Here is a 22,001-nt window from a genome sequence, read left to right as displayed (position 1 = left end):
GCGATTTCGCGTGTGCTAAAAAGCACATGATTTTATCTCCTGCAGTTATTTAAGGGGAAAGTCATGGCTATGACTCCTTTTGTTTTAAATTTATTACTGGCGATGAGCCTGGGCGCGGTTATTGGCGCTGAACGGCAGTGGCGCCAGCGTATGGCCGGCCTGCGCACCAATGCATTGGTGGCAACCGGGGCCGCGGTCTTTATTCTCAGCTCCATGTCTACCGATCCTTCCAGCGCCGGGCGAGTCGCCGCGCAAATTGTTTCCGGCATCGGCTTTTTGGGGGCCGGGGTGATCATGCGTGAAGGTCTGAACATCCGCGGGCTGAATACCGCCGCCACGCTGTGGTGTTCTGCGGCGATTGGCGTGCTATGTGGCCTTGGCCAGTATTGGAATGCGGTATTGGCGACGCTGGTGATCCTGTGTGCGAATATCCTGCTGCGCGAAGCGGCACAGCGCATCAACCTGCAACCCCAGCAGCAGGCGACCGATCTGGAAGTGTGTTATCGCATTCAGGTCACCTGCGGCGAGCAGGATGAAATACTGGTACGTACCCTGATATTGCAGGCGCTCAATGGCGTGGCATTAAGATTGCAATCCTTACGCAGTGCAGATATTTCCATTCCTGGTCAACTTGAAGTTTGTGCGGAAATAACGGCGAATCCTTCGGTGCAAAAAGAAATTGAGGGCATTGTCTGCCGTGTCAGTTTGGAAAAAAGTGTGAGTGCCGTGCGCTGGCGCATTGCTTCTGAATTACCCGTTTAGTTATTGATTAATATTCACTGTATTCAGTGATAAGGAGGCGTCATGGACGGTGACCCCGAAAGTTTGATTATTCAGCGTTTTTGGCGTGGAAATAAACCGCGTTAATTACGTCAATTAAATAAATTCCACTCTGTGTTTATTCACCCATTAATCGGGCGGGGTAACCCTGTGCGCAGAGTAAAATAAGAGAATTGCGTTATGACCTATATTAATGAAAACGTACGCCGTCGTGATAAAAAAACGACGCCTTACGCCATCGCCCAAGAGGCGAAAAACAGCGTTGATCAGACGCTGGCCAATTTAAAATGTAATCGCAATGGCTTGACCCAGGACGATGCGGTCGAACGCCTGGAGCAGTATGGCGTTAATCAGGTGGCTCATGAGAAGGCGCCCCATGCGCTGGTTCAGTTATTCGCCGCGTTTAACAACCCGTTTATCTATGTGCTGATGGTGCTGGCCGCGATCAGTTTCTTTACCGATTACTGGCTGCCGGCCCGGCGCGGTGAAGAAACCGATCTTACCGGCGTGATCATCATACTGGTGATGGTTTCACTCAGCGGGTTACTGCGTTTTTGGCAGGAGTACCGCACCAACAAGGCGGCGGAGACCCTAAAGTCGATGGTGCGTACTACCGCTACGGTACTGCGCCGCAGCAGTTACAGCGCACAGGCGTTAACGCTGGAAATACCGATCCGCGAACTGGTGCCGGGCGATATTATTAAGCTCTCTGCCGGCGATATGATACCGGCGGACGTGCGTCTGCTGGCCTCACGCGATCTGTTTATCAGCCAGGCGATCCTGACTGGGGAAGCGATCCCGATCGAGAAATACGACGCGATGGGCAACGTCAGTCAAAAATCGAGCGAGGATGAAGTTTCCAGTGAACATGCGCTGCTTGAACTGTCGAACATCTGCCTGATGGGCACCAACGTTGCCAGCGGTACCGCCACGGCGGTGGTAGTCGCGACCGGCGGGCGCACCTATTTTGGTTCCCTGGCAAAGTCGATAGTCGGTTCCCGTTCACAAACCGCGTTTGATCGCGGGGTGAACAGCGTCAGTTGGCTGCTGATCCGCTTTATGTTGGTGATGGTGCCGATCGTGTTGTTGATTAATGGCTTCACCAAAGGCGACTGGAGTGAAGCGGCGCTGTTTGCTTTGGCCGTGGCGGTCGGGCTGACGCCAGAGATGCTGCCGATGATCGTCAGTTCCAATCTGGCGAAGGGCGCCATTGCCATGTCACGGCGCAAAGTGGTGGTCAAACGTTTGAATGCCATCCAGAACTTTGGCGCGATGGACGTACTGTGCACCGATAAAACCGGCACCCTGACCCAGGATCGCATCATCCTCGAACACCACCTGGACGTCAGTGGCGTCAGAGACAATGAAGTGTTGCATCTGGCCTGGCTGAACAGCTTCCACCAGAGCGGAATGAAAAACCTGATGGATCAGGCGGTGATCCGCTTTGGGCGTGGCAAACCGGGCATTGAAGCACTGGGGCGTTTCAGCAAGGTTGACGAGTTGCCGTTCGATTTTGTGCGCCGTCGCCTGTCGATCGTAGTGGCGGATGAAAACCAGCAACAACGGTTGATCTGTAAAGGGGCCGTGGAGGAAATGCTGGAAATCGCTACCCATGTACGTGAAGGGCAGCAGATTTTACCGCTGGATCCGGCGCGTCGTGAGGCACTGCAGGCGCTGGCCGCCCAGTATAACGAGGATGGGTTCCGCGTGCTGGTGCTGGCAACCCGAGAGCTGGGGGAACAGAAAAATGCCTTGCCGCTGAGCGTGACCGATGAACGCGATATGGTGATCCAGGGTGTCCTGACCTTCCTCGACCCACCGAAAGAGAGTGCGCAAGAAGCGATTGCCGCACTGCAGGAAAACGGCGTGGCGGTGAAAGTGTTAACCGGCGATAACCCGGTGATCACCTGCAAGATTTGCCGCGATGTGGGGCTGGAGCCTGGCGAACCGCTTTCCGGGCCGCAAATTGCCGAGATGGACGATGCCACATTGGCGCGCGAAGTGGAGCAGCGCACCGTCTTTACCAAACTGACGCCGCTGCAAAAGTCGCGGGTGTTGAAAATGTTGCAGGCGAATGGGCATACCGTCGGTTTCCTCGGTGATGGCATTAATGATGCCCCGGCGCTGCGCGATGCGGATGTAGGTATTTCGGTGGACACCGGTACGGATATTGCCAAGGAGTCGGCGGATATCATTTTGCTGGAAAAAAACCTGATGGTGCTGGAAGAGGGGGTGATCAAGGGGCGCGAGACCTTCGGCAATATCATCAAGTACCTGAACATGACCGCCAGCTCCAACTTCGGCAACGTGTTCTCCGTGCTGGTGGCCAGCGCATTTATTCCGTTTTTGCCGATGCTGGCGATCCACCTGCTGATCCAGAACCTGATGTACGATATTTCTCAGCTGTCGCTGCCGTGGGACAAGATGGACAAAGAGTTCCTGCGTAAACCGCGCAAGTGGGATGCGAAAAACATTGGCCGCTTTATGCTGTGGATTGGGCCGACCTCGTCGATCTTCGATATCACCACCTATGCATTGATGTGGTTTGTCTTCGCGGCCAACAGCGTGGAGCATCAGGCCCTGTTCCAGTCCGGGTGGTTTATTGAGGGGTTACTGTCGCAAACGCTGGTGGTACATATGCTGCGTACCCAGAAAATTCCGTTTATTCAGAGCACCGCTGCATTGCCGGTTCTGCTGACCACGATTTTGGTGATGGCGTTGGGGATTTATCTGCCGTTCTCACCGCTTGGCGCGCTGGTTGGGCTGCAGCCATTGCCTTGGGAATACTTCCCGTGGCTGGCCGGTACCTTGATCAGCTACTGCGTAGTCGCGCAGCTGATGAAGCGGTTCTATATCCGCCGCTTTGGTGAGTGGTTGTAATTATTGCGGGCGCAGTCTACTGCGCCCCTACAGCAGTTTCTTCACCAGCAGACCCAGCATGATGGTCAGCGTAAAGGAAAACAGCGTACCGAGCAGTACATACTCGGTACGCATTTTGTCATCACTCTGGCGTAAATCACCAAAGCGGAAAATTGATTTGGCCGCCAGCAAAAAACCGACCGCCGGGATCTGCCCTATCAGCACAAAGGTCAGGATCAACGTCCTTTCCAGATAACCGATTTGTTTGCCTGCGCGTAACAGTGAATCGTTATCCGCTTTGGCTGACGGCGGCATCTGTGGCGTCCAGCGCGCCAGTAATTGCCCCATCAGAATGCCCATCGGCATATAAATCAATAAATAAGCCAGCAGCACCAGCCCGGATTGCCAGCGCGCTGCGGCGCTAGCCAGCACGCTAATCAGGTCGAGGGCATTCGGCGTCAGCAACAGCCACAGCAAAACAATCACCGTCAGGTGCAGGCCCTGATCGAGCAGAAAACCGCGTGCCTGGCTGAGGCGGGTTAACAGGGTGACTTTCAGCAGGTCGGTCAGCCAGTGACTGATGGCAATAACCAACAGGGCGAACAGCACTTGAGCAGAAGAGATCCCGCCATGCAACAGAGCAAAACCGGCCACGACCCAGGCGGCCAGCACGCCGTGCAGCAGGGCATGCAGCAGCAGGAAGCGAGAGCCTGCCCGATGACGTATTTTATCCTCAACCCAACTACGCGGTTGCAGTGGGAAGTCGGCAAGCAAGTGGGCTATCAGCAACCAGATCAGCAGGGGCAGGTAGCTTAAATCCATATTCAGGTGATCCTGTTAATCGCGTGAATAAATCGCATGATTTCCTCGTAGGCCGCGCGTTTGAGCGTTGCGGAGACCGTAGAGGCGGCCTTTTGCAGTTTCTCTGCCACTTCCTGGTTGGAGGTGGCGAAGATACGCGCCTGGACTATCCGCGCTTCGGTCTGCGAAAGGCGGCTAACCACATGATCTAACATTGGCAACAGATCGCTGACAATGGCATTGGTCTGATCGTTATCATTTTTCAGAGCCAGTCGGCAATTTTTCATCATGCCGTCCAGCGCCTGACCCGAATTCACAAAGGCGCTGCCATAACCGGCGCTCTGAGCTTGCTTTGTCCCCAAACCGACAGCGATGCGGGCATCCCAGCGTTGAGCGTCCATGGCTTTGAGCGCGATGCGGATATACACCGCCAGCAGTAAACCAGACTGCGGTTCGCTCACTGCCTGAAAGGCATCGCCACGGAAAATCTCGAACTGCTCAATAAGCTTAGCCTGTTGCAGTTGGCTAAGCAGGGCATTTAAGCCGCTAAGGTAGTGAGTGGTGTCTGACTGGCGGGAATTGACCAGATCGCCGGTGATCACGCTGACTTGGGCTGGCATGTTTTTTCTGCTCTGAAGCGGAGAGTTACCGATAAATTTCGCATCTAAATACGAATATGTCAATAATTCGCATCTGGATACGAATTCTTCAGTTATTCGTCTCTCAATGCGAAAAAACGAAGTCCAATGTGGGTTGGTCTGAGTTGTTCAGCCGGGAATACGCGGGCCAGAAGGCTCGCCACCGGCGAAGCGGGGGGGGCGGTTATGAGTGGGTTTTCAGAAGCTTTGTACCAACACTTCGCGCGGCTGTTCGCTGCCGTGCTTCAACAGATAGTCGAATGATTTCTCGCTGCTTTTCAGTTGCTGCAGAAACTCCTGCGGGGACAGATCGTGTTTTTTGCCGCTCATATAAGCCAGCGCCAGTTCTTTTGCCTGATAACGTGAGAAGTTGTACATAGTGGTTAGTCCTCGAAACGGTGGATTTCAGTGCTAACGATTGTAACCAAAGAGCACATAATGAACAGACGCTTTGGCGTATGGATTCGATAGCTAAAACTTAACCTGCCGTTTCGGCATACTTATCACCGTATCAAATCTTCTCAGACAGGAACTCGATAACGCTGCGGTTGAAGAGATCCGGGCAGGCAATATTGGAGATATGCGAAGCCGGCAAGCGTTGCAGTTCGGCATGGGGGGCGTTGGCAACCAGGAATTCGGCGTCCGCCACCGTAGTCACCGGATCCAGTTCCCCGGCAATCACCCTCATTGGCCGCGTCATGGAAACGACCTCCGTGCGGAGATCCGCCAGCGCCAGTGCATCGCAGCAGGCGGCATAACCTTCTGCATTACCGGCCGCCAGCCCGGCGACCAGTGGGGCAACCCGTTCAGGATGCTGCTGTAAAAAAGCTTCGCTGAACCAGCGAGCGGGAGAGGCCGCGGCGATCGGCGCCAGCCCGGAGTGGCGAACCTGCTGGGCGCGTTGTTGCCAGCCTTCGGCACTGCCGATGCGGGCGGCAGTATTGGCGACCACCAGTCGCCTGATGCGTTGCGGGTGGTAGCGGTTGAGCCATAACCCGGTCAGCCCGCCCATCGAAATGCCGCAAAAGTGGGCGCTTGGCGCATCCAGATGGTCGAGCAGGGCGATCACATCCCGGCCCAGATCCTCAAGCTGCAGCGGATGCCTTGGCAAGGGTGTGGTACCGTGCCCGCGCTGGTTATAGCGCAAGACGTGAAAGTGCTCGCTCAGCGCCGGCAGTTGCGCCTGCCACATGTCGAAGGTGGTACCGAGCGAGTTGGACAGCACCAGCAGTGGCGCTCCGGCGCGGCCATCAAGGCGATAGTCGATATCCATGCTGTTTCTCCGTTTCATACTCGTTCGATAATCAGTGCAATGCCCTGGCCGACGCCAATACACATAGTGCACAAGCCATAGCGGCCGCGCGTCTTTTGCAATTGCCAGGCGGCATTCATCACCAGTCTGCCACCGGAAGCACCCAGCGGATGGCCGAGGGCGATCGCACCGCCATTGGGATTCACCTGCGCGGCGGCGTCGCTCAGCCCCAGTTCACGCGTCACCGCCAATGCCTGCGCCGCAAAAGCTTCGTTAAGCTCAATCACGTCCATTTGGTCGAGGCTCAGCCCGGCAATTTTTAATACCTTGCGTACCGCTTGAGCCGGGGCAAAGCCCATAATTGAAGGCTCAATACCGGTAACGGCGCTGGCGATAATACGGGCCATGGGTTGCAGGCCGTGGCGAGTCATCCCGGTTTCACTGGCCAGCAGCAGCGCGCAGGCACCGTCGTTCAGCCCGGAAGCATTACCGGCGGTAACCGTTCCCTGAGGGTTAACCACCGGTTTGAGCTTCGACAGGGCTTCCAGCGTGGTGGCGCGCGGGTGTTCGTCCTTAGTGAACAGTAAGGGTTCACCTTTTTTCTGCGCAATGCTGACTTCAATCAACTGCTCGGCGAAAAAGCCGCTTTCCTGCGCGGCTCCGGTGCGCTGCTGGCTGCGCAGGGCAAAGGCGTCCTGATCCTGGCGGTTAATTCCGAACTTGAGGGCGACGTTTTCGGCGGTTTGCGGCATCGACTCCACGCCATATAACGCCTGCATCTGTGGGTTGATAAACCGCCAGCCCATGGTGGTGTCTTCCAGTTTCATCATTCTGCTGAAGGCGCTTTCCGCCTTGCCCATCACGAAAGGGGCCCGGGACATGCTTTCTACGCCGCCGGCGATCATCAGTTCACTTTCGCCGGTTTTGATCGCACGGGCCGCCATTGCCACGGCGTCCAGACTGGAGCCGCACAGGCGGTTGAGGGTACAACCGGGGATCTGTACCGGCAGCCCGGCCAGCAGCAACGCCATGCGCGCCACGTTGCGGTTATCCTCTCCGGCCTGATTGGCACAGCCGAGCAGCACGTCGTCCACTGCCGCCCAGTCAAGTTGTGGGTGGCGTGCCTGCAACGCTTTGAGCGGCAGGGCGGCCAGGTCGTCGGCGCGAACGCTGGCCAGGGTGCCGTTCAATCGGCCAAAAGGCGTGCGGACGGCGTCACACAGGTAGGCGGGGATCATGCGGCGGTTCTCCATGCTGAAGGGCAAAGGTCAGTTCGACCGGGGTGACTGCTTGCAATTGCTGCGGGGTCAGCCCGCCGAATATTTCGCGGACCACCAGACCCTGAGAAGTCACGTCCATCACCGCCAGATCGCTGTAGATGCGATCAATACAGCCGACGCCGGTCAGGGGATAGGTACAATGGCGAACAATTTTGCATTCGCCTTTTTTGGTCAGGTGTTCGGTCATCACAAACACCTGACGGGCACCAATCGCCAGATCCATCGCACCGCCGACCGCCGGGATCGCCCCCGGTGCGCCGGTACTCCAGTTGGCCAGGTCACCGCGTTCAGAGACCTGATAAGCACCGAGTACGCAGATATCCAGGTGACCGCCGCGCATCATGGCAAAAGAGTCGCCGTGGTGGAAAAAACAGCCGCCTTTCAGCAGGGTGACCGGCTGTTTGCCGGCGTTGATCAGTTCGGGATCTTCCAAACCGGCCGCCGGTGCCGGACCCATGCCGAGAATGCCATTTTCGCTGTGCAGGAAGATCTCTTTATCCGCCGGCAGGTAGTTGGCTATCTGGGTTGGGATACCAATGCCCAGGTTGACGTAGGCCCCTTCCGGGATATCGCGTGCAATACGTTCGGCCAGCTGTTGATGAGTGAGTTTGGTCATGGGGCGCTCCTTAAGCCGAGGGTTGCGCAGAGTGATTGGGCGTAGTCACCAGGCGTTGCACGAAGATCCCCGGCGTAATGATATTTTCAGGATCCAACTCCCCCAGTGGCACCATGCGGTTGACTTCGGCAATGGTGCAGGCGGCCGCCATGGCCATAATCGGCCCGAAGTTGCGCCCGGTTTTGTTGTATAGCAGGTTACCCCAGCGATCGGCTTTATCGGCCTTGATCAACGCGAAATCGGCCTTCAGCGGTAGCTCGAACACATAGTGTTTGCCGTCGATCTCGCGCGTTTCTTTACCTTGCGCCAGCTCGGTGCCGTAGCCGGTCGGGGTGTAAAAACCGCCAAGCCCCGAACCTGCGGCCTGAATGCGTGCCGCCAGATTACCCTGCGGGATCAGCTCCAGATCCAGTTCGCCACGGCGATACAAATCATCAAATACCCAGGAGTCCGACTGGCGCGGGAATGAACAGATAACCTTGCGTACACAGCCGGCTTTTAGCAGCGCCGCCAAACCAAAATCCCCGTTACCAGCATTATTGCTGATCAATGTTAGCCCGCGTGGCTGATGGCGGGTCAGGGCGTCCAGCAGCGCATAGGGCTGACCCGCCGGGCCAAACCCGCCGACCATAATGGTCGCGCCATCGGGAATATCGGCGACGGCGGCATCGATGGACGCCACGTATTTATCGATCATCTGCTCTCCTGATTGTGCAACGGTCATTTCTGCGTGACGCTTATGGGCCTGGATTTACCTTAAGGGATGAAAAAAACAGCGACAAGTGCGAATATCAGCGTATTGTGCGATTATCGAAACATTAATCTTTTGGTTATCAATTCTGTGATACGGATAACTATATTGAGTCGGAGGTCAGGATGAGTGATGCGTCGGAGTCTGGTGCTGGAGAACTGCGTCGGTTGCAGGAGATCGGGGAGTTAAGCAACGATCAATATAAGGGCGATCCCAATTTTATGGCGTCGTTGGCCAGAGGACTGGAGGTGCTGCAGGCTTTCCAGCCGCAGTATTCACAAATGTCGGTTTCTGAAATCAGCCAAATTACCGGTATTCCCCGTGCGGCAGTGCGTCGCTGCTTGTATACCCTGCGTGCGTTGGGATTTGTGCACTGTCCTGACGGCCGCCATTACCGGCTGCTGCCACGCGTGCTGACTATCGGGCACGCCTATCTTTCTTCTTCCGAGCTGGCGAAAGCGGCGCAGAACTCGCTGGACTATCTCAGCAAGCTGCTGAATGAATCCTGTTCGGTGGCGACGCTGGACGGTGACAATATCCTGTATATCGCCCGCGCTTCTGTGAAACGTATTATGACTATCGATCTGGGGCGTGGCAGCCGCCTACCGGCCTACGCGACTTCGATGGGGCTGGTTTTGCTCAGCGCGCTGGATGAAGAACAGTTGGACGATTATCTGTCACGGGTGAGTTTTGAAGCGCTGACCGAGTTCACCGTAAGCAACGCCGATCAACTGCGTGAGCAGTTGGCTAAAGTGCGTCGGCAAGGCTACGCCATTAACGATCAACAGTTGGAAATTGGCCTGCGCTCTATCGCGGTACCGATGCATTCCCGCAAGGGCGGCGTGGTGGCGGCGATGAACGTGGGGGTCAATGCTTCGCAGATTTCGGCGGCGGAGTTACGCGAGCGGGTGCTACCACAGCTGCAACGCACGGCAATGGAACTGGCGCTGCTGCTGTAACCGCCTGGGGGTAACTTATTTTTTATCAAAAAAATCAAAGACTTTTAATGAAAAGGTGACAAAAGCGTAAAAGGTGGCGAGAGTAATGACAAATGTGGAGGCCCCCAAGGGAGCGGAGAAACCTAAAGCAGAAGTCTCGCCCCTGATACCGCTAAGAAAAGGGGCCGTGGCAATGATTGCCAGGAAGATAATTGCGGGTCTGATTATTTTCCTCATTTGTTTCGCTCCATTAATTTATTCAGCATAAAAATAAACCGCCCACGCATATTCTCATATATGGGGCGGTTTTATCTATTCTTTTTTGAAAACTACACAGATGACTTTATATATAGAAACAATAATGGAAAGTGAAAAGAACACGGCAACGATGAGTTTTGATATTTTTTCTGGCGCAGAGTAAAGATAATCAACGCCGATGCCTGCACCCGCCAATAAAATAGAGGATAAAACCATCCCAATTAAAACTGATATTGTCCAGTATGTTCTTTTCATGAGGCTTGTTATTAACTTTTCAATTAAAATAAAAAGGGGACAAAATGATGGTTACCAACTGCAACCATCAGAACCGCCTTTCCCTTTGCAACCGCCAGAGCTTTTGTTGCCCCCTGGCCCCATGCCAACATTACCACCGCCTTTAGCGGATTCTTTAAAGCAACCGCCGGTCAATGCCCCATAAGCCAGTCCGGCAGCCATGCCCCATGGGCCTGCGAGTGCACCTTTGGCTACGTTGCCTATTATGCTGGTAATACAATCGTCGTTACCATACTTTGAATAGTAATTACCGGAATTATTATTGTTTCTCGAGTTACGACCGCCTCTGTTTCTGCCGCCATTATCCGTGCGGTCACCACCATTATTACCGCGGCCACCGGCGATCGAGTCTAGCAAAGCTATATCAATTGTTTTCATCATCAACTCCATTTGAGGGTATAATTTATTGTTATATTCACTTTTGAAAGGGACGATTAGTTTTTAACTCACAACTATTTTTATATCAAGAGTTATTTTTCTCAAATGGTGAGAAACTTTAATTAATTAGTGGTTGCACTAAGCTATATAACTAAATGGTTTTATTAAACATGCTCGATATTAATATTATATTTAAATCCGGGCGGCATTGCCGCCCGGGGCATTATCAGTCGGCTATATCAAATGGGTTATCAATGGATTTGGCCGGTGGGGTAAACCAGCGTGCGCCTTCGTTTGTGACGTAAAAATGATCTTCAAGGCGGATACCAAATTCACCCGGCAGGCACAGCATGGGTTCGATGCTGGCGCACATGCCGACATCGAGCGGTTGCTGCTGTTTGCGGATTAGATACGGAGCTTCATGAATATCCAGCCCGATACCGTGCCCGGTACGATGCGGCAGGCCCGGCAGCTGATAGTCTGGCCCAAAGCCATAAGAGACCAGTACATCGCGCGCCGCGTCATCCACTTTATGGCAGGGCACACCGGGTGCGATAACGGCAAACGCGGCGGCCTGCGCCTCATGCTCCGCCTGCCAGGCGAAGCGTTGCCGTTCGTTGGCCTCGCCATACACATAGGTACGGGTGATATCGGATAGGTAACCCTTATAGCGGCAGCCGGTATCGAGTAGCACGATATCGTTGTTTTGCAGCGGGTTGGGTTGCTTTACGCCATGGGGAAACGCGCTATCGGATCCGAACAGTGCAATACAGAAGTATGAGCCGCTGGTGCCCATTTTACGGTGGGCCTTATCGACGAAGTCGATCAGTTCGCTGGCGGTGATGCCAGGGTGCAATATGCTGGCCGCAGCCTGCTGCACCCGCAGAGTTATATTATTGGCGGTTTGCATCAGCGCGATTTCCGTCGCCGATTTACGGCTGCGGCAGTGGCCGGTGATCGGCTGGGCACTGATTAGCCGGATATCGCCGGCATATTGTTGCAGGCCGAGGAACAGGGTGACCGAAGCCGTTTCGCAAATCGCCACCTGGCATGCGCCCGTCAGCCCGCGAGAGGCCAGTACGGTGAAGAACAAACGGTAGGGATCTTCTTCTTCATGCCAGCTAAAGATTTCTGCTTCAATCACTTGGGCGTCTTGGAAGGTGCCAATCTCAAACCAGGGGGCAATATAAGCGATTTCGCCTTCGGCCGGGATCACCGCGCCGACCATGCGTTCGCTAGCCGACCATTGAGTGCCGGTAAAATAGCGTAGATTACTGCCGGCGTTGACATAGCAGGCGTCGATACCGTTTTCACGCATCAGGCGCTGTGCATGCTGAATGCGTTGCCGATACTCATCGGCGGCGATTTCAGGCGGATTGTCCGTTAACGGTTGCAACTGTTCCAGGGCCTGTTGCGTCGTGCAACCGCCAATGCCTGTAGCCATGCTTTTCTCCTCGCATAGTGTCAAATGTCAGGGCCAATGTTCCTGCGCACTAAACCTTCATCATAAGTAAACCACAGCAACAAAACTTGGCTTTATTAGATAAGAAAGTTGTCGATTACAGCACAGTTTCTTGCCCTTGCACTCCGATGCACCAGAGTGCCAACAAGTTTTGCCGAAAATGGTGAGTTTAACGAAATAAAAATTATATTCGGTCATTATTTTATCGCTAACTGGTTATATTATCTAGATAATGCAATAACGCATTAATGTGATGCAAAAATGCTCTTGCTAATACTCATTAGCGTTGCTAATTCTTAATGCCCATCGTATTAAATAAATTTATAAACCTTGGGGTGCATATTTAGTATGGGGGAAATTAATCTCGGGGCGTGTTTTCACTCCCTCGGATCATTGTGTGTGAATAATTAAATTATTATCTCTATTGCGTGCACTTAATCTAATAGGTGGGTGGATGTATTCTAATGAGTATATTTAATTGCCTGGGTATAAGCGATATTTTTAACGAGAGTCCTTTATGGAAACAAATGCCGTCGAGTCTAAATTCAGTTTTGGCTCCTATACCCGATTACTGTCCGGCCCCGGACATGCTGCGCTTTCGTTGTTTGGTTTATTGCTGCGCTTTCCGGTAGCAATGCGATCTATCAGCTGCATTATGCTGCTTTCTGCCACGACCAATTCGCTGTGGATCGCAGGTACCGTCGCCGGAACCTTAATGATTACCCAGGCTTTGGCCAGCCCGATACTGGGCGGCTTTGCTGACCGATTCAGCCAGCGAAAAGTGCTTATTGTCACCAGTTGCTGTCACGTTATCGCCATAGCTTTACTGATTGCCCTGGTGTTTCTTAATGCCCATTTATGGCTGATTATGGCCGCGGCTATTGGTATTGGTTGTTCATCAGTACCGGTAGATGGCTTTATTCGCACCCGTTGGGCGGCGATGGTCGCCGATGAGGCTCTGCGAACCGCCTATGCTTTAGAAACCGTCCTCGACGAGATTATTTTCTTGTTGGGCCCATTGGTCGCCATTGTATTAGCCACGGTATTGCACCCCGCTGCGGGTTTGGTTTTATGTGCCATCTTCACCTTCAGTGGCTCGATGGCACTGGTGCTGCATCGACGTTCAGAGCCGGTTATTGTGCAGAAGGTCGACGAAAAAAACCGCCGGGCTATTAGCATGGTCTGGGTGCGCAGCCTGATGGTCTCCTATGCGGCGGTAGGCATATTCCTTGGCTCGATTGATGTAATGATGATCGCCTTTGCCAAAGAGGTGGGCAATCCCACTCTTGCCGGGGTGCTGCTGTCGATTTGTGCCGGGGGCAGCCTGGTAGGGGGGCTCTGCTATGGCGCCATGAACTGGTCTATCCCGCAGCCACGGCTGCTGTTGCTCACTTCTGCCACGCTTTTCGCAGGCACTGTTCCGCTGGTTTTCACCAGTTCCCCGATCGTTATGGGTTTGTCTGCATTTATTGCCGGTCTATCGGTGGCGCCGTTATTAATCACCTGCAGTAACCTGTTGGAATCGTTAACGCCGAAAGGCTGTTTATCCGAAGGGTTTTCCTGGCTTTCAAGCGCCGGGTGGCTGGGTTTCTCCTTCGGCGTTTCGGTCGGCGGGCAACTTTCAGATCAAACAGGGGCTGCCCAGGTCGCCTGGATCGCTCTGGCCGCCGGCATGCTCGCCTTATTAGCCAGTCTGTTCAGCCAATCACTACTCAGTAAGAAATCCATGCCAAGCCCCATTTAAGCGGGTTCTTTCACTCTTATTACCGAGACAGGAAAACGGCCATCGTGAACCAGTTAACCACGGGTATGCCCGTTCCACGTATCAGCTTTAATCAATTTGTCGCTATGGGAGTGGAGGCTATTTTCCGAGCCGACGTTCCTGTGATTATTACTGATTTACCGCTTGATACCAGCAATAGTGCTAATGATCTTATTGCTCAACGGTTAGGTGATGACAATGTCACATTATTCCGGGAAGCGAGTAATAAGGAAAATACCGAGCGATGGCAGACCACGAAAATTCAACTTCGTGGTTTTTTGGAAAATGAAGAATACCAGCGAGACAACAGCACCTGGTACCGGGTGGTATCCAATATTATGCACCGGCCAGAAGATATCAATACTCTTCTCGGCTTCGATGCATTTTCTCTACTGGCTTCCCGTCGTGGTCTGAATGCGGCCAATTTATGGATAAGTTACCACGGCGTATTTACCCAAAGTCACTTCGATGAACTCGAAAACTTTAATATTGCCCTGCAGGGAAGAAAACGATTCATCCTTTACCCACCCGGCCGCCGCGATTATTACCCGCGCTCTATCTTAAAGGGATTCGGCGACAAATCGCAGGCCTTCGATTTTAACAATATTGATCCACAGCGTTTCCCACGGCTGGCAGCGAAATCCCCGCAGCGCCGCGATTTTATTCTGGAGCCCGGTGAAATGCTGTATTTGCCGCTGGGCTGGTGGCATCAGGCCGAGTCGTTAGACGACCTGAATATCAACGTTAACTTTTGGCTGTGGGATCTGAAAATCCTGCGCAGGCCTTATGTTTTGTATTCCGCGCTCTACACGGCCGCCTATCGTAAGTTTAAAGGCATTTATAACTATCAACCCGAACCTGCCAAGAAGGAAGGAATTTGATGACCAGCCGCAAGAAGATCATGCCAACCAACCAATATCGCAACAACGACAAAGCTATCGGTATTGGTAATCCCTTCTGGGATATGTCAGAGCAGAACGGACTCGCAGGGATCGTCGCCGGGCTTGAAAACGATCTGCTGTCCACGCCGGGTGGCCATCAATTTGTCAATTTTAGCTGCTGTTCTTACCTGAATCTGGACTCCCATCCCAAGGTGATAGAAGGGGCTATCGATGCGGTACGTCGTTACGGCGTGCTGGATCACTGCATCGCCCGTAGCCGGGTTCAGCTCCCGGTGCTCAAAGAGCTGGAGGAATCGCTCGGTGAACTGTTCCAGGCTGATGTTCTCAGTGGCGTGTCGGCCAGCAGCATCAGTGGGGGGTTGCTGCCGCTGATCGCCTCCGGACATTTGGGCAACGGTGTTCGGCCGTTAATGATTTTCGATAAACATGCTCATGTGTCGTTGGCGGCGGCAAAACCCGCCTGTGCCGATGAAACCGAGGTCGTTACCTGCAATTACCACGATCTGGAGTTCATTAAGGACTGCTGCAAGAAATACCAGCGGGTCTGCTACGTGGTTGACGGCAGCGATAGCCTGGGCGGCTATGCGCCGGTTAAAGAGTTGGCCGAACTGCAGGACAAATACGGGCTGATGGTGTTCTACGATGATTCACATTCTATTTCCGCCTATGGCGAACGTGGGATCGGTTACGTTCGCTCACACAGCCCGGCTCTGAATGAGAATACCGTTATGGTGGTCACGCTCAACAAGGCTTTCGGCACCAGCGGGGCGGCGATACTGCTCAACGGCTATTCACAGCCGATGTTACGCCTGGTCGAGCGCTTTGGCGGCGGGCTCAACTATTCGCAAAATCTGAACACGGCGGCCATCGGTGCCAGCCTGGCCTCTGCCGAAATTCACCGCACGGCAGAGTTGCCGACGCTGCAAAAGAAATTGTACGACAACATTGCGCTGTTCGACTCCCTGATCCCGACCGAGCAGAGCGGCAACACCTATCCGATCCGAATGGTGCCGATGAGCGATGAGACGGTGATCAGCGAAGGGCGTCAGGTGATTGAAGCCGGTTTCTATGTCTCACCGGTGTTCTTCCCGATCGTCGCCAAAGGCACTGCCGGTCTGCGGGTCATGATGCGTGCCGGGCAAACAGAAGATCAAATTCGCCGTTTGTGCAAAATACTGGCTGAAGTAAGGGCTCCCCAATGACGGATAACACACGCGCTATTCCGCGCAGCATTCTGTATACGCCGGCCTTGTCGCTCAACCGGGTAGTCAAGGCGCTGACTTATGACGCCGATGTCCACCTGATCGATCTGGAAGACTCGGTTCCCGGCCCGTCGAAGGCACAAGGGCGGATCATCTGCCGCACCGCGCTTGATAATGCCCCTCCGTCGGCGAATATTGCCGTGCGCATCAACGCGCTGGGTACAGTCGATGCGCTGCATGACCTGGTGATGCTTTGTGGCGGCGGCACCGCGCCGGGGTTTATCGTCATGTCGATGGTCAGGTCACCAGCCGAGGTGGTTTTTCTGCGTGAGACTTTTGCCTCTGCGGGTAAATATCCGGAGATTTACCTGACGATAGAGACCGTTGAAGCCATTACCGATCTCGATGACGTCGCGGCCGTGGCCGATGGCCTGATTTTTGGCTCTGCGGATTTGGCGGCCACGCTGGGCGTGCCCATCACCTGGTCGGGGATGCTGGCGGCACGTCAGGCGATGGTTCTGGCCAGTGCCAGACACGGCATTGGTTGCATTGATACCGCCAACTATCGTCTTTCTGAACCAGAGGTGCTGGCTAACGAAATCCAGAACATCCGGGATCTGGGCTTCCACGGCAAAGCTACCGTTCACCCCAGTGAACTTGAACCTATCAATTCAGCTTTACGGCCTAACGAGGGCGCGTTATTGGCGGCGCGCCGCATTACCGAGGCGGTCAAGGCTGCGCAAGGGGGCATTGCCTTGCTGGATGGTCATATGGTGGGGCCACCTTTCGCCCGCATGGCCCATACCACCCTGGGATTAGGCCAGGCCTGGGCTGCTCGTTTTAACAGGAGCAACTCATGACGCTCTCCGTTGCAGTGATAGGGACCGGCGCCATAGGTATGGATCTGGTCAATAAAATATATCGCTCATCCTGGCTGTATTGCGGGCTGGTGGCAGGGCGCAACAAGGACTCAGCCGGTTTGGCTGCCGCCACTCAGCTGGGGTGCCCGATCAGTGCCGGGGGTATAGATGCCATTTTGGCGGCTCCCAAGCCATTCGATGTGGTGTTCGACGCCACTAACGCCATGTCGCATGTCAAACACTGGGAGCTGCTTCGCCCGCTGGGTACTTTGCTGATCGACCTGACCCCCAGCCACCTGGGGAAAATGATCGTCCCCACGGTGACCGGTACCGAAGCCCTGACCGATCGCAATGTCAGTTTGATCAGTTGCGGTGGACAGGCATCGATACCCATCCTGCATGCCCTGAGCCGACATTTTCAAATGAACGACATCGAGGTGGTGGCGACCGTAGCCAGCAATATTTTGGGGCGAGCGACACGAGTCAACATCGACGAATACGTAGAAACCACCCAGATTGCGCTCAGCGCTTTCACTGGCGTGGCAAATACCAAGGCGATCCTCAATATCAGCCCGGCAACGCCACCGGCCATGTTCAGGGTCACTATTTTTGCCGATATCCCCGGCGTGACGGCAGAACAGATAATCCCGGTGGTCACTGCGGCGGCGGCGGCGGTGCGGGAGTTCTCGGCGGGCTATAGGTTAACGGCGATCCAGGTGACCGAAGGGCGAGCGTCAATCTCGCTGGAGGTGACCGCCAGCAGCAAGGTCATGCCTGAATACGCGGGCAACCTGGACCTGATTAATTCCGCTGCCATTCTGGTCGCCGAACAGTATGCGCACTATCGAAATAAAGCGGAGGTGGCCAATGACTATTCTCATTAACGATTCAACCCTGCGCGATGGCCAGCATGCGGTAAAACACCAACTCACTGCGGCGCAGTTGCGAAGCTATGCCACTGCGGCAGACAAAACCGGCGTTGCGATAGTTGAAGTCGGCCACGGTAACGGGCTGGGGGCTTCCTCCTATCAGGTGGGCCGTGCGGCATTGAGTGACGAACAGATGCTGACCACCGTGCGCGAGTCTTTGCAAAACAGCAAGATGGGGGTGTTTATGTTGCCCGGCTGGGGCACCATCGCCGACTTGTCCAAAGCTCTGGCTTACGGCACGGATGTGGTGCGCATTGGTACCCATTGTACCGAGGCTACGCTGGCCGAACGCCATCTGGGCTGGCTGCGGGAGCGCGGCGCGGAGGCTCATGCAGTGCTGATGATGAGCCATATGGCAAGCCCGGCCGAGTTGGCTGAGCAGGCCGAGTTATTGGTGGGTTACGGCGCGCAGGCGGTCGGCATTATGGATTCGGCCGGCAGTCTCTTGCCGCAGGATGTCACCGCACGTATTACGGCCATGCGCATGCAGGTAGAGGTACCGCTGATTTTCCACGCGCATAACAACCTGGGCATGGCGGTGGCGAATTCGCTGGCCGCCGTTCAGGCAGGCGCCGGCATTATTGACGGCTGCGCTCGTGGGTTCGGTGCCGGGGCGGGCAATACCCAACTGGAAGTGCTGATCCCGGTATTGGAGCGCCTGGGTTTCAACACCGGCATCGATCTCTATCATTTTCTTGATGCCGCCGATCTCGCCGCCAGAGAGTTAATGGTGGTTCCGCCAATGATCGACTCTCTGGGCATCGTCAGCGGTCTGGCCGGCGTTTTTTCCGGTTTCAAAAGCCCGGTGCTAAACCATGCCGGCAACGCCGGGGTGGATGCGCGCGATGTCTTCTTCGAACTGGGACGACGACAAATTATTGCCGGACAGGAAGACCTGATTGTAGAGGTCGTCGCCGAGCTGAAGAGGGCCGCTTCATGATCCTGCCAATCATCGACGCCGCTGAAATGGCAGGGGTTGATCGTCTACGACAGGTGATGACGACCCTGAGTGACGTGTTCCAGGATTTACGCAGCGGTAAAGAACAATCGCCGCCGCGCACCTTACTGGATCATGGCCGTTCAGAGATGCTGGTCAGCCCGGCCAGTTGGCTGAAACGCGGTGTCGCCAGCGTCAAAATTACCACGCTCACGCCGGGTAACGCCGAACATGGTCTTCCGCTGATCCACGGTGTGGTGGTGCTGACCGACATCAATACCGGTCAGATGCTGGCATTACTTGATGGCGCAAGCCTAACGGCAGTACGCACCGGCGCAGTGGCCGGTTTGGCAACCGACCTGTGTGCTAATGCCGATGCCGGGAACCTGGCCATTCTGGGCGCTGGGGTACAGGCCCGGGCAGTGCTGCTGACAATGCTTGCCGTTCGCCCGATCCGCAAGGTGCGAATTTTTTCCCGTACGCCGGCCCGGACCGATCTGTTCGTGCAGTGGGCGCGAACGGTGACGACGGCAGAGATTGCCATTTGCCATAGCGTGTTCGAAGCCGTGCAGGGGGCGGATATCATCTGCACCACCACTTCAACCTCATCTTCCAAACCCTTGATTGAGGCCGATTGGGTAACGCCGGGGGCACATCTGAATATTATCGGCGGCACCCATGAAGAGGCTATTGAGGTTGATCCGGCCTTGCTGAAAACGGCGTTTGTGGTGGTGGAAACCGCCGCTGCCGCTAAGGAAGACGCGGGGGAGGTTCGAACCGCTCTCACGCAGGGTTACCTCCAGCCTGAAGATCTTAATGAGCTCGGTGCTGTCATTCTTGGCGAGTCTGCTGCGGGGGAAGGACAGACAACCTTGTTTCGCAGTGTGGGGCTGGCGATTGAAGACACGGCCGCCGCGATCGCACTCTATCCATCCACAGAGAAGAGACCATGCTAAGACGAGTTGGCGAAAATGAGTACGTTGAAGAACACGGTGGCGACTACGAGGATTTCGAACCAGGCATGACCATCAAACATTGGCCGGGGCGCACGCTTTCCGAAGCCGACAACACCTGGCTAACCTTGCTGACCATGAACCAGCACCCGTTGCATTTCGATCAGGCCTATGGCGCTCAGGTTGAATACGGCCGCGTATTGGTGAACAGCAGCATTACCCTGGCGTTGGTCAGCGGCATGACCGTGCAAGCCTTGTCTGCCCGAGCCGTGGCTAATCTGGGCTGGGAAAAAGTGCGTTTGAAAGATCCGCTTTTTGTCGGCGATACGCTGTATGCCACCAGCAAAATCCTGGCAAAACGGCCTTCAAAATCCCAGCCGAATAAAGGCATTGTCACGGTAGAAACCCTGGGTATCAAATCCACCGGTGAGACGGTGATTACTTTTGAGCGGTCATTTATGGTTATGCGGCGGGATTATATTGCTGCCCAATCTTCATCCACGCAGGAATAAATGCCTGGCTCATTCCCGTTGATCACCGCAGCGGGGATGAGCAGAAAAAACCAATGAATGAAAGCGCTGTTGCCCAGCCTGAGATCTGCGTGGCAACTCTGGTTGATAGTCCTTCAGGGCTGGGGGTTCTGTACTATGTTTTCTGTTTGCAGCACGCTACACGCCGCTTCCGGTCGTGAGCGCAGCGGAGAGAACTGATGAACAAACGGGAATTAGAAAGCGCTATTGTCACCGATTTTTCCAAACGCATGAGTTACGGCGACTATCTGTGCCTGGACCAACTGCTGGACTGCCAACATCCGTTGTCCAACCCACAGCATCATGATGAGATGCTGTTTGTGGTGCAGCACCAGACCTCTGAACTGTGGATGAAGTTAATGCTGCATGAGCTGCAAGCGGCGCGGATGCTGGTGCAGCAGGACAAACTCAGCCACTGCTTCAAAATCCTGGCCCGGGTCAAACAGATCCAGCGTTTGCTGTTTGAGCAATGGGCGGTGCTGGAAACCCTGACACCGTCGGAATACGTTGAATTCCGTGACGTGCTGGGCAACTCATCGGGCTTCCAATCCCATCAGTATCGCTCGATTGAATTTTTGCTGGGCAACAAGAATGCCGCCATGCTGGCAGTGTTCAGCAACGATGCAGATAAACACGCCGCGCTGAAGGCGATCCTCGAGGCACCCAGCCTGTACGATGAATACCTGCTCTACCTGTCACGCCACGGCCTGCCTATTCCGCAGGAGTGCATCGAACGTGACTGGACCCAGCCTTACCAGCGCAACCCGGACCTGCTGCCGGCGTTTAAAGAGATTTACGACCACCCGCAAAAGTATTGGGAAGCCTATGAAATGGCCGAGAAGCTGGTGGATATTGAGGAGAGCTTCCACCTGTGGCGTTTCCGCCATATGAAAACGGTGGAGCGGATTATCGGCTTTAAAACCGGCACCGGCGGTTCCAGCGGCGTCAGCTTCCTGAAAAAGGCGCTGGAATTGACCTTCTTCCCGGAACTGCTGGATGTGCGAACCGAGATTGGTGCCTGAACGGTTTCCCGTATTAGTGCGAGGAGAGGGCGATGTCGTTAAGAATTGAAGATAAATCAGCGGAGAAAGTGGTGGGGGTACGAGTCGTCGGGCCTTATCCACAAACCATCCCTCAGGGTTGCCAGCGGCTGATGGCCTGGCAGCAGCAACACCAGGTGCCATTAGGAAAATGGCTGGTGCTGTACTGGGACGACCCGGCTGAAGTGGCCCCCGAGCGACTGCGGGCCGATGTGGTGTTTACCGTGGCGGATGATTTCGTATTGCCGACGGCAGCCAGCGATGGGATTGCGTTACAAACCCTGCCCGCCGGGCAATATGCGATTTACAACGTGCGCGTCAGCGACGGGGATTTCGAGCGGGTATGGGGGGATTTCTATCAGCGGGAACTGCCGGCCAGCGGTTATCTGCCAGTAGAAGGGGGGAGCTATGAGCACTACCTTAATGACTGCGAGGCGGATGGCTACTTTGACCTGGATATTTACCAGACGGTGAAAAAAGGCTGAGTTTGCGGTGCAGGGAAGGGGAAGTGCTGAGGTGTCAAGGAGAGGAAAGGGGCTGAACCCGGCGAATACCGGGCTCAGTTCCCTATATTATTGG

The 22,001-nt window shown here is 54.8% G+C and carries 23 protein-coding genes; 13 read left to right on the top strand and 10 right to left on the bottom strand.

Translation table 11 applies throughout. From position 1 onward, the window contains the following. Positions 1–63 precede the first annotated feature (63 nt). Both FCL49_RS11165 and mgtA read left to right on the top strand, forming a co-directional pair. Positions 64–762 carry an MgtC family protein gene (locus tag FCL49_RS11165; RefSeq protein ID WP_174353645.1) on the top strand — a complete coding sequence of 233 codons (699 nt, stop codon included), beginning with the start codon at positions 64–66 and terminating at the stop codon, positions 760–762. Positions 763–960: 198 nt separating this feature from the next. Further along, the gene (gene mgtA / locus FCL49_RS11160) at positions 961–3,660 is read left to right on the top strand and encodes a magnesium-translocating P-type ATPase (RefSeq protein ID WP_174353644.1); all 2,700 of its coding nucleotides are present in this window, start codon (positions 961–963) and stop codon (positions 3,658–3,660) included. Positions 3,661–3,687: 27 nt separating this feature from the next. On the opposite strand, the gene FCL49_RS11155 is transcribed toward mgtA, so the two are convergent. From FCL49_RS11155 to FCL49_RS11125, 7 genes are all read right to left on the bottom strand, one after another. Then, positions 3,688–4,461, bottom strand: a complete 774-nt coding sequence (locus FCL49_RS11155) for a DUF3307 domain-containing protein (protein WP_174353643.1) — start codon at positions 4,459–4,461, stop codon at positions 3,688–3,690. 2 nt (positions 4,462–4,463) lie between these two features. After that, positions 4,464–5,060 (bottom strand): hypothetical protein, encoded by a 597-nt coding sequence (locus tag FCL49_RS11150; RefSeq protein WP_174353642.1) that lies wholly within the window; start codon positions 5,058–5,060, stop codon positions 4,464–4,466. A gap of 216 nt (positions 5,061–5,276) precedes the next feature. Continuing rightward, positions 5,277–5,456 (bottom strand): hypothetical protein, encoded by a 180-nt coding sequence (locus FCL49_RS11145; RefSeq protein ID WP_012145763.1) that lies wholly within the window; start codon positions 5,454–5,456, stop codon positions 5,277–5,279. 133 nt (positions 5,457–5,589) lie between these two features. After that, positions 5,590–6,351: a 3-oxoadipate enol-lactonase gene (pcaD, locus tag FCL49_RS11140; RefSeq protein WP_174353641.1), complete on the bottom strand. Its 762-nt coding sequence runs from the start codon at positions 6,349–6,351 to the stop codon at positions 5,590–5,592. Positions 6,352–6,365: 14 nt separating this feature from the next. After that, the gene (gene pcaF / locus FCL49_RS11135) at positions 6,366–7,568 is read right to left on the bottom strand and encodes a 3-oxoadipyl-CoA thiolase (RefSeq protein ID WP_174353640.1); all 1,203 of its coding nucleotides are present in this window, start codon (positions 7,566–7,568) and stop codon (positions 6,366–6,368) included. Further along, positions 7,546–8,226: a 3-oxoacid CoA-transferase subunit B gene (locus tag FCL49_RS11130; RefSeq protein WP_174353639.1), complete on the bottom strand. Its 681-nt coding sequence runs from the start codon at positions 8,224–8,226 to the stop codon at positions 7,546–7,548. Before FCL49_RS11130 ends, pcaF begins: the two co-directional genes overlap by 23 nt. A 10-nt stretch (positions 8,227–8,236) precedes the next feature. Next, entirely contained in the window at positions 8,237–8,923 is a 687-nt protein-coding gene (locus FCL49_RS11125) for a 3-oxoacid CoA-transferase subunit A (protein WP_174353638.1), read from the bottom strand. Between the two features lie 179 nt (positions 8,924–9,102). Between FCL49_RS11125 and FCL49_RS11120 the strand changes: the two genes are divergently transcribed. Then, a complete protein-coding gene (locus FCL49_RS11120; protein ID WP_174353637.1) occupies positions 9,103–9,936 on the top strand; it encodes an IclR family transcriptional regulator domain-containing protein in 834 nt (277 codons plus the stop codon). Between the two features lie 15 nt (positions 9,937–9,951). Here FCL49_RS11120 and FCL49_RS11115 read toward each other — a convergent pair whose 3' ends face one another. The 3 genes from FCL49_RS11115 to FCL49_RS11105 form a co-directional block, all read right to left on the bottom strand. Then, positions 9,952–10,152, bottom strand: coding sequence for a hypothetical protein (locus FCL49_RS11115; RefSeq protein ID WP_174353636.1), 201 nt, complete (start codon positions 10,150–10,152; stop codon positions 9,952–9,954). Positions 10,153–10,479: 327 nt separating this feature from the next. Beyond that, positions 10,480–10,848, bottom strand: a complete 369-nt coding sequence (locus tag FCL49_RS11110; RefSeq protein ID WP_254611066.1) for a hypothetical protein — start codon at positions 10,846–10,848, stop codon at positions 10,480–10,482. 223 nt (positions 10,849–11,071) lie between these two features. Continuing rightward, entirely contained in the window at positions 11,072–12,289 is a 1,218-nt protein-coding gene (locus FCL49_RS11105; protein ID WP_174353635.1) for a M24 family metallopeptidase, read from the bottom strand. 535 nt (positions 12,290–12,824) lie between these two features. Between FCL49_RS11105 and FCL49_RS11100 the strand changes: the two genes are divergently transcribed. From FCL49_RS11100 to sbmC, 10 genes are all read left to right on the top strand, one after another. Then, the gene (locus tag FCL49_RS11100; protein WP_174353634.1) at positions 12,825–14,051 is read left to right on the top strand and encodes an MFS transporter; all 1,227 of its coding nucleotides are present in this window, start codon (positions 12,825–12,827) and stop codon (positions 14,049–14,051) included. A gap of 44 nt (positions 14,052–14,095) precedes the next feature. Further along, positions 14,096–14,950 (top strand): cupin-like domain-containing protein, encoded by an 855-nt coding sequence (locus FCL49_RS11095; protein ID WP_206194280.1) that lies wholly within the window; start codon positions 14,096–14,098, stop codon positions 14,948–14,950. Continuing rightward, positions 14,950–16,173: an 8-amino-7-oxononanoate synthase family protein gene (locus FCL49_RS11090; protein WP_174353633.1), complete on the top strand. Its 1,224-nt coding sequence runs from the start codon at positions 14,950–14,952 to the stop codon at positions 16,171–16,173. Before FCL49_RS11095 ends, FCL49_RS11090 begins: the two co-directional genes overlap by 1 nt. After that, on the top strand, positions 16,170–17,033 hold the full coding sequence (locus FCL49_RS11085) for an HpcH/HpaI aldolase/citrate lyase family protein (protein WP_174353632.1): 864 nt from the start codon (positions 16,170–16,172) through the stop codon (positions 17,031–17,033). The genes FCL49_RS11090 and FCL49_RS11085 overlap by 4 nt, the downstream gene beginning before the upstream one ends. Further along, positions 17,030–17,917 carry an acetaldehyde dehydrogenase (acetylating) gene (locus tag FCL49_RS11080; RefSeq protein ID WP_174353631.1) on the top strand — a complete coding sequence of 296 codons (888 nt, stop codon included), beginning with the start codon at positions 17,030–17,032 and terminating at the stop codon, positions 17,915–17,917. Before FCL49_RS11085 ends, FCL49_RS11080 begins: the two co-directional genes overlap by 4 nt. Continuing rightward, positions 17,901–18,902: a 4-hydroxy-2-oxovalerate aldolase gene (gene dmpG, locus FCL49_RS11075; protein ID WP_174353630.1), complete on the top strand. Its 1,002-nt coding sequence runs from the start codon at positions 17,901–17,903 to the stop codon at positions 18,900–18,902. The genes FCL49_RS11080 and dmpG overlap by 17 nt, the downstream gene beginning before the upstream one ends. Continuing rightward, complete coding sequence (locus FCL49_RS11070) at positions 18,899–19,855, top strand: ornithine cyclodeaminase family protein (RefSeq protein ID WP_174353629.1); 957 nt, start codon at positions 18,899–18,901, stop codon at positions 19,853–19,855. The genes dmpG and FCL49_RS11070 overlap by 4 nt, the downstream gene beginning before the upstream one ends. Beyond that, a complete protein-coding gene (locus tag FCL49_RS11065; RefSeq protein ID WP_174353628.1) occupies positions 19,849–20,364 on the top strand; it encodes a MaoC family dehydratase in 516 nt (171 codons plus the stop codon). The genes FCL49_RS11070 and FCL49_RS11065 overlap by 7 nt, the downstream gene beginning before the upstream one ends. A gap of 197 nt (positions 20,365–20,561) precedes the next feature. After that, positions 20,562–21,404 carry a tryptophan 2,3-dioxygenase gene (kynA, locus tag FCL49_RS11060; protein WP_174353627.1) on the top strand — a complete coding sequence of 281 codons (843 nt, stop codon included), beginning with the start codon at positions 20,562–20,564 and terminating at the stop codon, positions 21,402–21,404. A gap of 32 nt (positions 21,405–21,436) precedes the next feature. Further along, complete coding sequence (gene sbmC / locus FCL49_RS11055) at positions 21,437–21,907, top strand: DNA gyrase inhibitor SbmC (RefSeq protein WP_174353626.1); 471 nt, start codon at positions 21,437–21,439, stop codon at positions 21,905–21,907. Positions 21,908–22,001 lie beyond the last annotated feature (94 nt).

It is taken from the genome of Serratia proteamaculans (genome assembly GCF_013337185.1).
Classification (GTDB): domain Bacteria; phylum Pseudomonadota; class Gammaproteobacteria; order Enterobacterales; family Enterobacteriaceae; genus Serratia; species Serratia proteamaculans_D.
This window is presented reverse-complemented; position numbering and strand designations above follow the sequence as displayed.